The following is a 14,154-nucleotide window of genomic DNA, read 5'->3' as shown; positions in this document are numbered from 1 at the left end:
GGGGGTCCAGCTTGAACATTCGTAAATTTGTCGGTGCTACCAGTCGCGATGCGTTGCGTCTCGTTCGCGAAGCACTTGGCCCCGATGCGGTCGTGCTGTCGAATCGCACGATGGACGACGGCAGCGTCGAAATCGTCGCGCTCGCGGATAGCGATCTCGCCGCCATCACGCCGAAAGCGCGCGAAGGCGCGGCATCGACGGCGGGGCCGCGCGGCTTGTCCACAGCGCCGATGAATCCCTATGCGAGCGCCATGCCGGACGTGTTTTCGTCGGTGTTCGGCGCGAGCCCGGAAGCGGGCGCCGAAGCGATGCCGGCGATCGTGCCGGCGAATGCGGCCGCGGATTCGATGGCCGGCTCGCCGAACGAGACGGCGCTCGGTTCTGCGGTCGGCCAGGCGGTCGACATGCTGTCCGCGAGTGAAGCAGCGCCGGCCTCGTTGCCCGCCGGTTCGCAAGTTGGTCCGGCGATGCTGGCCGCGAGCGGCGCGTCCGCGCCCATCGCGACAGGCGCCGCACCCATCGCAAGCCAGCCCGCTTCCGCCGCGCCTTCCGGCGCGAGCGCCCGCGCCGCATCCACACGCCTGTCGAAAGACATCCGCGCGGATCTGCTGAAAGCCGCCGGCGTGCCGGTACCGCCGGCCGTCGCATCGAGCGAGGTCGCCGCGCCGCGCACGATGGCCGAATCGAATCCGTGGCTCATCGATCACGCGCGCCGCATCGCGGCCGAGCAGCAGCAACAACAGGACGGCCAATACAGCGCGCGTCCCGCCGCCATGACGCCCGCCGTCGCGACCGCCAAAGGCCTCGGCAACGCGGTCGACGCGCGGCCGGTGATCGACACGCCCGACTGGGCGCGCGAAGCGGCCGAAGTCGCCGCGCGCCGCACCGCGCAGAAGATCGCGCCGGCGTCTTTCAGCGACGAGGGCCGCACGCCGGCCGCCGTCGCCGAAGCGATCAAGGGGCGCATGGAGCAGGTCGTCAAGGACACCGTGATGAACGAGCTGTCGTCGATGCGCGACATGATGGAAGAGCAATTCGCGGGTCTGCTGTGGGGCGATCGACAGCGCCGCAGTCCCGCACGCGCCGCGCTCACCAAGCATCTGTTCGCCGCGGGCTTTTCCGCGCAGCTCGTGCAGATGCTGGTCGACAACATGCCCGAAGCCGTCGACACGATGGACGGCGGCATGAACTGGGTGCGCTCGGTGCTCGAATCGAACCTGCCGGTGATGGAGAACGAAGACGCGCTGATGGAGCGCGGCGGCGTGTTCGCGCTGATGGGGCCGACCGGCGTCGGCAAGACGACGACCACCGCGAAGCTCGCCGCGCGCTGCGTGATGCGCTTCGGCGCGAGCAAGGTGGCGCTGCTGACGACCGACAGCTACCGCATCGGCGGTCATGAACAGCTGCGCATCTTCGGCAAGATTCTCGGTGTTTCGGTGCACGCGGTGAAGGACAGCGCCGATCTGCAACTCGCGCTCTCGGAATTGCGCAACAAGCACATCGTGCTGATCGACACGATCGGCATGAGCCAGCGCGACCGCCTCGTGTCGGAGCAGATCGCGATGCTGAGCCGCGCCGGCCAGCCGGTGCAGCGTCTGTTGCTGCTCAACGCGACGAGCCACGGCGACACGTTGAACGAAGTCGTGCAGGCCTATCAGCGCGCGCCGGACCAGCAGCCGCTCGCCGGCTGCATCCTGACCAAGCTCGACGAAGCGACCAACCTCGGCGGCGTGCTGGATACGGTGATCCGCTACAAGCTGCCGGTGCATTACGTATCGACCGGACAGAAGGTGCCGGAGAACCTGTACGTCGCGACGAAGAAATTCCTGATCAAGAGCACCTTCTGCATTCCGCGCGACAACTCGCCGTTCGTGCCGCACGACGACGACATCCCCGCTTTGCTGTCCTCGCTTTCCGCACGTTCGACGGCCGAGCTGCATGAGGTTCGCTTTGGATAAATTCGGTTCAGATCAAGCCGAAGGGTTACGGCGGCTGCTCGCGCGCGGCGGTGCGCGCGTGATCGCGCTGGCGGGTGCGTCGTCGGGCGTCGGCAATACGACCGCGACGGTCAACCTCGCCGCGGCGCTCGCGCAGCAGGGCAAGGACGTGCTGGTGATCGACGAATGCGTCGGTGAGAACTCGGTGAGCGCGATGCTTGGCGGCTTGCGCGGCGCCGGCAACTTCGCGGCGGTGATGCGCGGCGACACCCCGGTCGACTTCGCCGCCGCGCGTCACGCGCTCGGCTTTTCGGTGCTGGCCGCGTCGCGCAACAACCGCGAGGGGCACACGGAGGCCGAGCTCAGCGTGCTGCTCGGCGGCTCGGCCGACATCGTGCTGATCGACGCGCAGCTCGACGTCGAAGGGCATCTGTCGCCGCTCGCGAAGCAGGCGCACGACGTGATGATCGTTGCGCGCATGTCGGGCGAGGCGATCACCGACGCGTATGCGTGCATCAAGCGCTTGCACTACGCGCACGCGATTGCGCAGTTGCGCGTGCTCGCCAATCACGTGCAAAGCGCCAACGACGCGCAAGCCGCGTTCGCGAAGCTCGCCGGCGTGGCCGGCCGTTACCTGACCGTCGCGTTGGAATGCGCCGGCTGCATCGCGGCCGACGTGCGCATGGCGCGGGCGCTGGAGCTGTCGCGATGTGTGGTCGACGCGTTTCCGTCGACACCGGCCGCGCGCGACTTCCGCCATCTCGCCGCCGAATTGCAGTACTGGCCGATGCGGCCAGCGATGTCGTCGCAAACGCCCTGGCGGGCGCCTGCGACAGTTACAGCGGCGCACCACGCCGACCAACCGTCCGCGCATCACGCTTAAAAGGCGTGCACGAAGGATAAGGGGAGCACGATGTACAACGCTCAGGGAAAGATTTCTCAGGCCGACGTTCTGACCAAGTACGCACCGCTCGTGCGTCGACTCGGCTTGCAGCTCGTCGCGAAAATGCCGGCGAGCGTCGACCTCGACGACCTGATCCAGGCCGGCATGATCGGCTTGCTGGACGCCGCCGGCCGCTACAAGGAAGACCAGGGCGCGCAGTTCGAAACCTACGCCAGCCAGCGGATTCGCGGCGCGATGCTCGACGAGTTGCGCAGCAACGACTGGTTGCCGCGCAGCCTGCGCCGCACCTCGCGCGAAGTGGAAACCGCGGTGCACAAGGTGGAGCAGAACCTCGGCCGCTCGGCGAGCGAGGCGGAGGTCGCCGAGCACCTGCAGATGCCGCTCGACGAATATCAGTCGATGCTGCAGGACCTGCACGGCAGCCAACTGATCTACTACGAAGACTTCGACCGCTCCGCCGACGACGAACCTTTTCTGGACCGCTACTGCGTCGATCATTCCGATCCGCTGTCGGCGCTGCTCGACGACAGCTTGCGCTCGGCGCTCATCGAAGCGATCGACCGCTTGCCGGAGCGTGAGAAGCTGCTGATGTCGCTCTACTACGAGCGCGGCATGAATCTGCGCGAGATCGGCGCGGTGATGGAAGTCAGCGAATCGCGCGTATGCCAGTTGCACAGCCAGGCCGTGGCACGCCTGCGCGCCCGGCTGCGCGAAATGGCCTGGGCGAACGCCGAAACGAACTGACGCCACTGCGGGGCAGGCCGCCGATCGTCAAGCGCTGCCGTTCAGATGCGGCGGTGCGGCGATACCGATGCACGCCGGTGCCGCCCGCCGTTGCTCAATCGTCCGCCATCTCATGCTCGGCGGCGAGCGCGAGAAACGCCGAGCGCGACATGCCGCGCGCCTGTGCATACGCGTCGATCTCCTGCACCAGCACCTCAGGCAGCGAGATATTGATGCGAACCGCCTTCTTCAACGCCGGAATATTGCGCGTTGTCACGAAACCCCATGTGAACCCCTCGAACTCGGGATTGCGCCGATGCTCGCCGAGCGTGAGCGGCTCGGGCAGCGGCAACCCTTCGTCGAGCAAGGTTTCGAGATGCGATTCGATTGCTTCCTTCGCGTTCGCATACGCTTCTTCGAGCGTGTCGCCCGCGGAGTAGCAGCCCGGAATATCGGGCACCACGACGGCGAACGCGTGCATGTTGTCTCCGGGTTCGATGGCGATCGGAAAGATCAGATGCTTCATTTGAGCCCCGCCTGTTTCAGAATGCTGTTCAGGGTGCCGGCCGGCAAATCTTTTTTCGGATGGGGGACGGTGACGAGCCCCGTTTTCCCGCGTGCCTGAAATGATGGTGACTGCCCGCTATGCGGACGAGCTGCCAGCCATTTGCTTGAATCAATTTGACGACCTCGGCACTGTTCATACATCATACCCTCCATTATACACACGCATACACAATCCAGCCAGCAAACAAGATTTCGCCTGTCGATGCGCGGCCCCGTCGAAGTCGCGGCGTCAGTGAAACCTTGAACGAAGTCATCATTTCAACGTGATGAGGTGGATTAGCGCCAGCTAGCCGAACGGCTAACGCGGCGTGGAATGCGGAGGGACGTGGATGAAAAAGCGGTGGCGAAAAATGAAAAGGCCCGTCGTCGACGGGCCCTTTCATTCATTTCGGATATTGCTCGATTGCGGGCCAGACAGGCGGGCCGATCAAAGTCCCGAATAAGCCGGAATTCGTCCGTCCGGCCCATACAGATTCGTCTTGCGCGGCACGTTGACTTGCAGCGCTTTTAGCGCGCGCTGGTTGTAGTCCATCCGCACGCGGATCAGCTCGCCGTTGTTGGTGTTGACGCGCCGAGCGCGATCCGCGGCTTTCTGCAGCAGCTTCCATTGCGTCGCGACGCGCGCGTCGGTGCTCGCCGCGAGTTCCATGCCGGACCAGCCGGTCGGAAAGCCGAGTTCGGTCAGATGTGCATCACGCGCGGCTTCGAGCCTCGCGAGCACGCCGATGAGTTCGGTTTTCTTCTCGACGATCGCTGGCAACTGCTCCATTGGCGAGACCGCCGTCAGTGCTTTGGTTTCGAGAGTGAGGATCGAGGCGAATGCCTCGACGGTCGAATATTCTTCGATCAGGGTAGCAACCAGGGCGTCTTTCATGTCAACAACTCGCTACGCACACCGGCTCGCGCACGACGCGCGAACCGCGTTGGTCGAACGCCGCCCGGCTGGTCACCGCGCGGCGCAATGCCGATCAGTGGCCGGTCGACGAGGTTTTGTTCCGCAACAGATCGCGCGCCGTCTGCAGTACGCCGTCGGCGATCTTGCCGGAGTCGATCTGCAACGTGCCGTCCTTGATCGCCTGCTTGATCGACTCGACGTGCGCGGTGTCGATGTCGGCCGAGCCGGAGGCCGCGAGGCTGCGCAGATGCTGCGACAGACCCGACAGGCTGACGCTCGTGTCGCCCGACGCGCTGCTCGCGGCCGGCGCGGCCGTGGCCGTCGCGCCCTGCGTGGCGCTGGTTGCCGGCGTGGCTTCGTCGCTCTGCTGCGAACGGGACAAAGCGTCTTTCAGCGACGGCAGATTCGAAGAGGTGGTGGGATCGACTTTCACGATTGGCTTCCCTTACGATTTGATCCTGATAACGGCAACTGCTGATCAAAACTTTAGCGCAATCGCTCGACCCCGGCCCGCCAGCGGGCGGCCATCTGCCCCTTTCAATATCCGTTTGTCATTCCGCTCACATCTGGATCTCGACCGTACCGCCGTCCTTGACGATGCCGGAGATGATCTGGCCGTTTGCGGTCTTCACACGCACCTGCTGGCCCGGCGACGCGTTGTTCATCGCGCTGCCCTCGGACGAAATCGAGAACCCGTCGCCGGCCGCGACGACCCGCACGGTCTGGCCGAACACCACCGCCGACGCGCTCTTCAGCATGTCGCGGCGCAGCGGCATGCCGCCCGAGATCCGCACCAGCGAGACTGAACCGACCGCCTGCGACGGGTCGGTGACGATCGCCTGCGGCAGGCCGGTCAGGTCTCCTTCGCGCGCCACAAGGTCGGCGGCCGTGAGCACTTCGCCCGGCGCCATCGCGCGGGCGGCGAGGTAGTAGGTTGCATGCAGCGAGATGCGCGCCTGCAGATAAATGGTCCACGGGCGCTCGCCCGCGCAGCGCACGCCGACGGTGAGCCGCCCCCACAAGCGGCTGCCGCTCGGCATGAACGGTTCGAGCGACGTGCACGCGGCGAGGCCGCGCGGAAACGCGGACGCGACCGTGATGTCCACCTTGCCGGGCAGGCCGACGGCCTGCTGTTTCAGGAACGCGAGCGCGGTTGCGTGAATCGCTTCCGGGTCCTGCTGGCCTGGCAGCGGCGCGGGTTGGGCGGGCGTCGCGGCGGCAGCGGTCTGCGGCGTTCTCTGTGCGACGGCGGTGGCGGTGTTGGCAACTGGTTGGCGCGCGCCGGGCGACGTCGCGGGCGCTTTCACACTGGGCAGACGCGGCTGCGCGGCAGCCGCCGCGAGCGGCTTGCCATTCGCGCCGAACTCGGGCGGCTCGCCGCGTGCCGCGAGGCTGTCGAAGCCATCGCCTTGCGGCGCATTGGCGGCGATTGCGGGCGAATTCGCGGCGCTGGCGGCCGGGCCCGCTTCGACGTTGACGCGCGCGACGCCCGATGCTCCCGTGCTGGCAGCCGGCGGAATCGTGACGACGCCGTTGGCGTCCGGTTTGAAGTTGGTGCGGATGATGGCCGGCGCGGCGGCTGCGGGCTCGCCCGCGCCCGGAATGACGATCGCGCCGCTTGCGCTCGCCGCACGCCCGAAGGTATCGGTGTCGCGCGACGCCGATGCGCGGCCGAGCGACTGCGCGGTCGCCGCCGCGAGCGACGCCGCCGACGCGCTGCGCTGTGCTGGCGTCTGAATCCGCTGCGCAAGATCGTTCAGCGCGGCGGGGTTTTTCTCGGCGGGCCCTGGAATCACGATCGGGCCACCCGCGTCCTGCGCCTTGGTCGTAGCCGGCAGCAACACGATGCCGCCCGCAACCCATACGGCGACGTTGATCACCACCCGCGTCAGGCAACGCGCCACGCACCGCGAGATAGAGCGCGGCAGCGGCTGCGCGAGCGCGCCCTCCGAACCATCGACACGCTCGTCGACCCCGCCGCCACCCACGCGACGCCTCGTCGTGCCGCCCGCAAGCTGCGGCAAGGGGTTGGTGGGCTGGTCCATCGCGGGTCTCCATCGAATGCATCGGTACGCCTTGCATTCTAGTGAGCACCCCTGTCGCGCAAACGTTGAATAGAAGCCCCCTTTCCCGGTTATTCGTCCGATTGCCGCTTGCGCCCGACCCATAAGATGCATCACATGCAAAAAGGCCTTTGCCCCCGCCGCGTGTCTTTCACGATGCGCATACGGGACGGCCTTGGAAACGTTCTCGGGAGATTCCGATGCTGGACAAACTCGATGCCGAATTCGCGTTCGGCCGGCAGGCGATGGATGTGCGCGCATACCGGCAGGAACTGTTGTCGTCGAATATCGCGAACGCCGACACGCCCGGCTATAAGGCGCGCGATATCGACTTCGCGTCGTCGCTCGCCGGCGCGCTGAAGAAGACGGGCGGCAGCACCGCCGGGCAGGGCGCATCGAACAACTCGACGCTCGCGATGGCGCAGCCCGCCGGCGTGACGAGCGGCATGTCGATGAACACGACCGAGGCCGGCCACATGAGCGGCAAGGCCAGGCTGAGCGCGACGGGCGGCAGCCCGGACGACTACGGCAACCTGCAATACCGCATGCCGCTGCAACCGGCGCTCGACGGCAACACGGTCGACGTAGACGTCGAGCGTGTGCAGTTCGCCGACAACACGGTGCACTTCCAGTCGGGTATGACGGTCGTGTCGAGCCAGATCAAGACGATGCTGTCGGCGATCACGTCTGGCTCGTCGTAAGCCGGGCACGAGTACGCCGCGCGAGCAGGGCGCATAGCAGCTGAACACAGGCAGCATGCACGCACGAACAGAAACGCTACGGGACTTAACGTGAAGCCGGTGCGAACCGGCAGGAGAGGTCAGGAAACATGCCATCCCTGATGAATATTTTTGGTGTCGCGGGTTCCGCGATGTCGGCGCAGTCGGAGCGGCTCAACGTGACGGCGTCGAACCTCGCCAACGCGGACAGTACGACGGGCCCCGACGGCCAGCCGTACAAGGCCAAGCAGGTCATATTCGCGGTGAACCCGATCGGCGGCGCGCGCACGCGCTCCGGCCAGCAGGTCGGCGGCGTGCAGGTGACCGGCGTGGTCGACGATCCGTCGCCGATGAAGACCGCGTACGACCCCGGCAATCCGGCCGCCGACGCGAACGGCTACGTGACGCTGCCCAACGTCGACCCGGTGCAGGAAATGGTCAACATGATCTCGGCCTCGCGCTCGTACCAGGCCAACGTCGAAACGCTGAACACTGCCAAAACCCTGATGCTGAAAACGCTCACGATCGGAACCTGAGGAGAGAGTCTTGACCACCAACACCACGATCGGCAGCAACGGCACGACCGTTTCGCAGACGCTGCTCGACACGATGAACGGCACGAGCAGCACGAGCTCGACGAGCGGCACCTCGGGCACTTCGGCTTCGGACCTGCAGAACACCTTCCTGCAACTGCTCGTCGCGCAGCTGAAGAACCAGGACCCGACCAATCCGATGGACAGCTCGCAGATGACCTCGCAGCTTGCCCAGATCAGCACGGTGCAGGGCATCAGCAACCTCAATACGTCGCTGACCTCGCTGTCGACCCAGCTGTCGGCCAGCCAGCAGGCGCAGTCCGCGCTGCTGATCGGCTCGACCGTGCTCGCACCGGGCAACTCGGTCACAGTGTCGAGCGGCAAGGCGAACGAGTTCGGCGTCACGCTAGCGAATGCCGTCAGCGACCTGCAGATCGTCGTGAAGAACTCGGCCGGCACGATCGTCAACACGCTGGATCTCGGCAAGCAGTCGGCCGGCACGATTCCGGTTGGCTGGACGCCGACCGACTCGGCAGGCAACACGCTGCCCGACGGCACCTACACGATTAGCGCGACCGGCACGATCAATGGCCAGCAGGCGACGGCCACCACGCTCACCAGCGCGACGGTCCAAAGCATCGTCCAGCAGAGCAGCGGCACGCCGGGCCTCGTGCTGTCGAACGGCACGACGGTCGGCCTGACCAGCGTCGCCGCGATCCTGTAGTCCGGATCCATCCAGTTACGACTTTCCAGATACGGAGTACGTCATGAGTTATCAAACAGGTTTGAGCGGTCTGTCGGCGTCGTCGAGCGATCTCGACGTGATCGGCAACAACATCGCCAACGCCAACACCGTCGGCTTCAAGAGCGGCACCGCGGAATTCGCCGACATGTACGCCAATTCGGTCGCGACCGCGACGAGCCAGCAGATCGGCATCGGTACGAAACTCTCGGAAGTGCAGCAGCAGTTCTCGCAAGGCACGATCACGACGACGAATCAGGCGCTGAACGTCGCGATCAACGGTAACGGCTTCTACCAGCTGTCGGACAACGGCACGCTCGTGTATTCGCGCAACGGCGTGTTCCAGCTCGACAAGAACGGCTTCATCACGAACGCGCAGGGCTTGCAGCTGATGGGTTATGCGGCCAGTAGCTCGGGCATCATCAACACCGCGCAGACCGTGCCGCTGACCGTGCCGACCGCGAACATCGCGCCGCAGGCGACCACCTCGATCACCGCGGGCCTGAACCTGAACGCGCAGGGCGACATCATGCTCGGCGCGCCGACCGTGAAGAAGGGCGCCACGAACGCCGGTACGCTGAACACGACCGGCGCGACGATCACGGACGCGAGCGCAGGCACCAACACCGACAAGTACACGATCGACTTTACGAGCCCGACCACCTACACGGTCACGGACAACACGCTCGGCACGACCACGGCGTCGCAGACCTACACGGCCGGCACCGCGATCACGCTCGGCAACGGCGAGAGCATCACCTTCAGCGGCGCGCCGATTGCGGGTGACAGCTATACGGTTGCGCCGAACCCAACCGCGTTCAACCAGGCCAGCTCGTCGACCTACAACTACTCGACGAGCACGACGGTCTACGATTCGCTCGGCGGCTCGCAGACCGTCAACATGTATTTCGCGAAGACGGGCGCGGGCACGTGGAACGTGTACGCGGGCCCGTCGAACGGCACCGCGACGCTGATCGGCACGGCGAACTTCAATTCGTCGGGCACGCTGGTCAGCACGACCGACGCGACGACCGGCCTCGCCACCGCGACGCTCGGCGCGTTCACCATGTCGCTGCCGAACACCGACGGTTCGAGCACGCCGCAGAGCGTCACGCTGAACATGGCCGGCACCACGCAGTACGGCGGCAAGAACGGCGTGAACAGCCTGTCCACCAACGGCTACGCGGCGGGCCAGCTGACCAGCTTCACGGTTGGCTCTGACGGCACGCTGACCGGCAACTACTCGAACGGCCAGACCGCGGCGCTCGGCCAGATCGTGCTCGCGAACTTCGCGAACCAGAACGGCCTCGTCAATCTCGGCAACAACGAGTACGGCCAGACGTCGGCCTCCGGCGTCGCGCAGATCTCGACGCCGGGCTCGACCAATCACGGCGTGTTGCAAGGCGGCGCGGTCGAGAACTCGAACGTCGATCTGACGAGCGAGCTGGTCAACCTGATCACCGCGCAGCGCAACTATCAGGCGAACGCGCAGACGATCAAGACCCAGCAGGCCGTCGACCAGACCCTGATCAACCTGTAAGCGAACGGGACCTCTTCATGGATCGGCTGATCTACACCGCGATGTCGGGCAGCGCGCAAGCGCTCGAACAGCAGGCGATCGTCGCGAACAACCTCGCGAACGCGTCGACCACGGGCTTTCGCGCGCAGCTCGAAACCTACCGCGCCGTGCCGATGTCGTTCGGCGACGGCAGCACGATCAACGACAACACGACCCGCACCTTCGTGCTGTCGTCGACGCCGGGCGCCGACTACACGCCGGGGCCGATCCAGCAGACCGGCAATCCGCTCGACGTCGCGATTCAGGGGGCCGGCTGGCTGTCGGTGCAGACCGCCGACGGTAACGAGGCCTACACGCGTGCGGGCAATCTGCACATCGACGAAAACGGCCAGCTCGTGAACGCGACCAATCAGGTCGTGCTCGGCAACGGCGGGCCGGTATCGGTGCCGCCGGGCGCGCAGATCACGATCGGCAAGGACGGCACGGTGTCGGCATTGACGCCCGGCGATCCGCCCACCGCGGTCGTCACCATCGATCAGCTGAAGCTCGTCAATCCCGATCCGCAGTCGATCACGCGCGGCGATGACGGACTGTTTCGCACCGCCGACGGCAACCCCGCCGACGCCGATCCGACCGTGATGCTCGCGCCGGCGTCGCTCGAAGGCAGCAACGTGAATCCGGTCAGCGCGATGGTCTCGATGATCACCAACGCGCGCCAGTTCCAGATGCAGACGCAGTTGCTGCAAAACGCCGACAAGAACGATCAGTCCGCCAACCAGATTCTCAGCTTCAGTTAACGGATTGCCACGGGGCGCCCTACGAGGCTCGCCCCGAGACCAGGAGAACCATAAGTGAACCGCTCACTCTATATCGCCGCCACCGGCATGAATGCGCAACAGGCGCAGATGGACGTGATTTCCAACAACCTCGCGAACGTCAGCACCAACGGCTTCAAGGGCTCGCGCGCGGTGTTCGAGGATCTGCTGTACCAGACCATCCGCCAGCCGGGCGCGAACTCGACGCAGCAGACCGAGCTGCCGTCCGGCATTCAGCTCGGCACCGGCGTGCAACAGGTCGCGACCGAGCGTCTGTACACGCAGGGCAACCTGCAGCAGACCGGCAACTCGAAGGACGTCGCGATCAACGGCGCGGGCTTCTTCCAGGTGCAGATGCCCGACGGCCAGACTGCCTACACGCGCGACGGCTCGTTCCAGACCAATGCGCAGGGCCAGCTCGTCACGTCGAGCGGCTACCAGGTGATTCCGGCGATCACGATCCCGAGCAATGCGACCTCGCTGACGATCGGCAGCGACGGCGCGGTGTCGATCACCGTGGCCGGCTCGAGCAATACGCAGCAGCTCGGCACGATGCAGCTCGCGACCTTCATCAACCCGGCCGGCCTCGACTCGAAGGGCGAGAACCTGTTCGCGGAGACGGCTTCGTCGGGCGCGCCGAACGTGGCGCAACCGGGTCTGAACGGCGCGGGCACGCTCAACCAGGGTTACGTGGAAGCGTCGAACGTGAACGTCGTGCAGGAGCTGGTGAACATGATCCAGACGCAGCGCGCGTACGAAATCAACAGCAAGGCCGTGACGACCTCCGACCAGATGCTGCAGACCTTGAGCCAGATGCCGGTTTGAGGACTGGAAATTTAAGGCGGTAAACGATGATGTCGCATTCCACTCGCACTCCGGTTCATTCGCGCACGGCCGTGGCGCTCGTGCAGCTCACGCTGCTCGCCGCGCTCGGCGGCTGCGCGCTCGTGCCGAAGCAACCGATCATCCAGCAGCCGATGACCGCGCTGCCGCCGGTGCCGCCGCAGGCGCAGGCGCCGGGCTCGATCTACAACCCGGGCTTCGCGGGCCGTCCGCTATTCGAAGATCAGCGGCCGCGCAACGTGGGCGACATCATCACGATCGTGATCGCCGAGAACATCAACGCGACCAAGAACTCGGGCGCGAATGCGAGTCGCAATGGCAGCACGAACTTCAACGTGCCGACCGCGGGCTTCCTCGGCGGACTGTTCGCCAAGACCAACCTGAGCGCGACCGGCACCAACGGCTTTGCCGGCACCGGCGGCGCGAATGCGTCGAATACCTTCAACGGCACGATCACCGTGACCGTGACCGGCGTGCAGGCGAACGGCAACCTGATCGTGAGCGGTGAGAAGCAGATGCTGATCAATCAGGGCAACGAGTTCGTGCGCTTCTCGGGTGTCGTCAATCCCAACACGATTTCCAGCCTGAATGCCGTGTACTCGACCCAGGTCGCCGACGCGAAAATCGAATACTCCGCGAAGGGCTACATCAACGAAGCGGAGACCATGGGCTGGCTGCAGCGGTTCTTCCTCAACGTGGCGCCGTGGTGATCATGGGTACCGTTTTCAACACGCTGTCGCGCGCGGGCCGCGCACTGATGTTCGTCGCGCTCGCCTGCGCGGCGCTGCCGGCCGCGACGCCCGCGCATGCCGAGCGCCTGAAGGACCTCGCGCAGATCCAGGGCGTGCGCGACAACCCGCTGATCGGCTACGGCCTCGTGGTCGGCCTCGACGGCACCGGCGACCAGACCACGCAGACGCCGTTCACGACGCAGACGCTCGCGAACATGCTCGCGAACCTCGGCATCTCGATCAACAACCAGGCGGCGGGCTCGAGCAACTCGCAATCGTCGCTGTCGAACATCCAGCTGAAGAACGTCGCCGCCGTGATGGTGACCGCGGTGCTGCCGCCGTTCGCGCGGCCGGGCGAAGCGATCGACATCACCGTGTCGTCGCTCGGCAATGCGAAGAGCCTGCGCGGCGGCACGCTGCTGCTCACGCCGCTCAAGGGCGCCGACGGCCAGGTGTATGCGCTCGGCCAGGGCAACGTCGCCGTGGGCGGCGCGGGCGCGAGCGCGAACGGCAGCAAGGTGCAGGTCAATCAGCTGGCCGCGGGGCGCGTCACCGGCGGCGCGATCGTCGAGCGCGCGGTGCCGACCGCGGTGTCGCAGGCTGGCATGATGCAGCTCGACCTGAACGACATGGACTACGACACCACGCAGCGCGTCGTCGCGGCGATCGACAACGCGTTCGGCAGCGGCACCGCGACCGCGCTCGACGGCCGCACGATCCAGCTGCGCGCGCCGGCCGATCCGCAGCAGCAGGTCTCGTTCATGGCGCAATTGCAGAACCTCGAAGTGCGCCCCGGGCAGGCGGCCGCGAAGGTGATCCTGAACGCGCGCACCGGCTCGATCGTGATGAACCAGATGGTCACGCTGCAGAGCTGCGCGGTCGCGCACGGCAATCTGTCGGTCGTGATCAATACGCAGCCGGTGGTGAGCCAGCCGGGCGCGTTCTCGAACGGCCGCACCGTGGTCGCGCAGCAGTCGCAGATCCAGATGAAGCAGGACAACGGCGCGCTGAAACTCGTGAATGCCGGAGCGAACCTCGCCGAAGTGGTGAAGGCGCTCAACGCGCTCGGCGCGACGCCCGCGGATCTGATGTCGATCCTGCAAGCCATGAAAGCCGCCGGTGCTTTGCGCGCCGACCTTGAAATCATCTAAGGAGCACACGAG

Annotated in this window: 16 protein-coding genes; 11 read left to right on the top strand and 5 right to left on the bottom strand. The window is 65.9% G+C overall.

Translation table 11 applies throughout. From position 1 onward, the window contains the following. Positions 1-11: 11 nt before the first annotated feature. From flhF to AB3X86_RS30015, 3 genes are read left to right on the top strand one after another with little or no spacing between them, the layout of a single operon-like run. Positions 12-1,958 (top strand): flagellar biosynthesis protein FlhF, encoded by a 1,947-nt coding sequence (flhF, locus tag AB3X86_RS30025; RefSeq protein ID WP_368598772.1) that lies wholly within the window; start codon positions 12-14, stop codon positions 1,956-1,958. Further along, a complete protein-coding gene (locus AB3X86_RS30020; protein ID WP_368598771.1) occupies positions 1,951-2,820 on the top strand; it encodes a MinD/ParA family protein in 870 nt (289 codons plus the stop codon). Before flhF ends, AB3X86_RS30020 begins: the two co-directional genes overlap by 8 nt. Positions 2,821-2,850: 30 nt before the next feature. After that, positions 2,851-3,585, top strand: a complete 735-nt coding sequence (locus tag AB3X86_RS30015; protein WP_013090888.1) for an RNA polymerase sigma factor FliA — start codon at positions 2,851-2,853, stop codon at positions 3,583-3,585. Between the two features lie 94 nt (positions 3,586-3,679). Here AB3X86_RS30015 and AB3X86_RS30010 read toward each other — a convergent pair whose 3' ends face one another. The 5 genes from AB3X86_RS30010 to flgA all read right to left on the bottom strand — a co-directional run bounded on the left by AB3X86_RS30010 (position 3,680) and on the right by flgA (position 7,071). Beyond that, entirely contained in the window at positions 3,680-4,090 is a 411-nt protein-coding gene (locus tag AB3X86_RS30010) for a type II toxin-antitoxin system HicB family antitoxin (RefSeq protein WP_368598770.1), read from the bottom strand. Continuing rightward, positions 4,087-4,275 carry a type II toxin-antitoxin system HicA family toxin gene (locus AB3X86_RS30005; protein WP_368598769.1) on the bottom strand — a complete coding sequence of 63 codons (189 nt, stop codon included), beginning with the start codon at positions 4,273-4,275 and terminating at the stop codon, positions 4,087-4,089. Before AB3X86_RS30005 ends, AB3X86_RS30010 begins: the two co-directional genes overlap by 4 nt. A 283-nt stretch (positions 4,276-4,558) precedes the next feature. Next, positions 4,559-5,005, bottom strand: coding sequence for a flagella synthesis protein FlgN (locus AB3X86_RS30000; RefSeq protein ID WP_176109983.1), 447 nt, complete (start codon positions 5,003-5,005; stop codon positions 4,559-4,561). Between the two features lie 94 nt (positions 5,006-5,099). Beyond that, complete coding sequence (gene flgM, locus AB3X86_RS29995; protein WP_368598768.1) at positions 5,100-5,459, bottom strand: flagellar biosynthesis anti-sigma factor FlgM; 360 nt, start codon at positions 5,457-5,459, stop codon at positions 5,100-5,102. A gap of 127 nt (positions 5,460-5,586) precedes the next feature. Further along, positions 5,587-7,071, bottom strand: coding sequence for a flagellar basal body P-ring formation chaperone FlgA (gene flgA / locus AB3X86_RS29990; RefSeq protein ID WP_368598767.1), 1,485 nt, complete (start codon positions 7,069-7,071; stop codon positions 5,587-5,589). A gap of 218 nt (positions 7,072-7,289) precedes the next feature. On the opposite strand from flgA, the gene flgB reads away from it, so the two are divergent. From flgB to AB3X86_RS29950, 8 genes are all read left to right on the top strand, one after another. Beyond that, positions 7,290-7,790: a flagellar basal body rod protein FlgB gene (gene flgB, locus AB3X86_RS29985; RefSeq protein WP_368598766.1), complete on the top strand. Its 501-nt coding sequence runs from the start codon at positions 7,290-7,292 to the stop codon at positions 7,788-7,790. Between the two features lie 128 nt (positions 7,791-7,918). Further along, the gene (flgC, locus tag AB3X86_RS29980) at positions 7,919-8,344 is read left to right on the top strand and encodes a flagellar basal body rod protein FlgC (RefSeq protein ID WP_368598765.1); all 426 of its coding nucleotides are present in this window, start codon (positions 7,919-7,921) and stop codon (positions 8,342-8,344) included. Between the two features lie 10 nt (positions 8,345-8,354). Continuing rightward, positions 8,355-9,065 (top strand): flagellar hook assembly protein FlgD, encoded by a 711-nt coding sequence (locus AB3X86_RS29975; protein ID WP_176109987.1) that lies wholly within the window; start codon positions 8,355-8,357, stop codon positions 9,063-9,065. Positions 9,066-9,108: 43 nt separating this feature from the next. After that, positions 9,109-10,623 (top strand): flagellar hook protein FlgE, encoded by a 1,515-nt coding sequence (locus AB3X86_RS29970; protein WP_368598764.1) that lies wholly within the window; start codon positions 9,109-9,111, stop codon positions 10,621-10,623. Between the two features lie 17 nt (positions 10,624-10,640). Beyond that, a complete protein-coding gene (flgF, locus tag AB3X86_RS29965) occupies positions 10,641-11,399 on the top strand; it encodes a flagellar basal-body rod protein FlgF (protein WP_176124484.1) in 759 nt (252 codons plus the stop codon). Between the two features lie 54 nt (positions 11,400-11,453). Then, positions 11,454-12,242, top strand: a complete 789-nt coding sequence (gene flgG / locus AB3X86_RS29960; protein ID WP_176109990.1) for a flagellar basal-body rod protein FlgG — start codon at positions 11,454-11,456, stop codon at positions 12,240-12,242. Between the two features lie 29 nt (positions 12,243-12,271). Then, positions 12,272-12,970 carry a flagellar basal body L-ring protein FlgH gene (flgH, locus tag AB3X86_RS29955; RefSeq protein ID WP_176124629.1) on the top strand — a complete coding sequence of 233 codons (699 nt, stop codon included), beginning with the start codon at positions 12,272-12,274 and terminating at the stop codon, positions 12,968-12,970. Positions 12,971-12,972: 2 nt separating this feature from the next. Next, a complete protein-coding gene (locus tag AB3X86_RS29950) occupies positions 12,973-14,142 on the top strand; it encodes a flagellar basal body P-ring protein FlgI (RefSeq protein WP_281375070.1) in 1,170 nt (389 codons plus the stop codon). Positions 14,143-14,154 lie beyond the last annotated feature (12 nt).

This window comes from Paraburkholderia sp. BR14374, from assembly GCF_040948685.1.
Classification (GTDB): Bacteria; Pseudomonadota; Gammaproteobacteria; order Burkholderiales; family Burkholderiaceae; genus Paraburkholderia; species Paraburkholderia youngii.
Note: the sequence above shows the minus strand (reverse complement) of the source record. Positions and strands in the feature narration are given on the sequence as shown.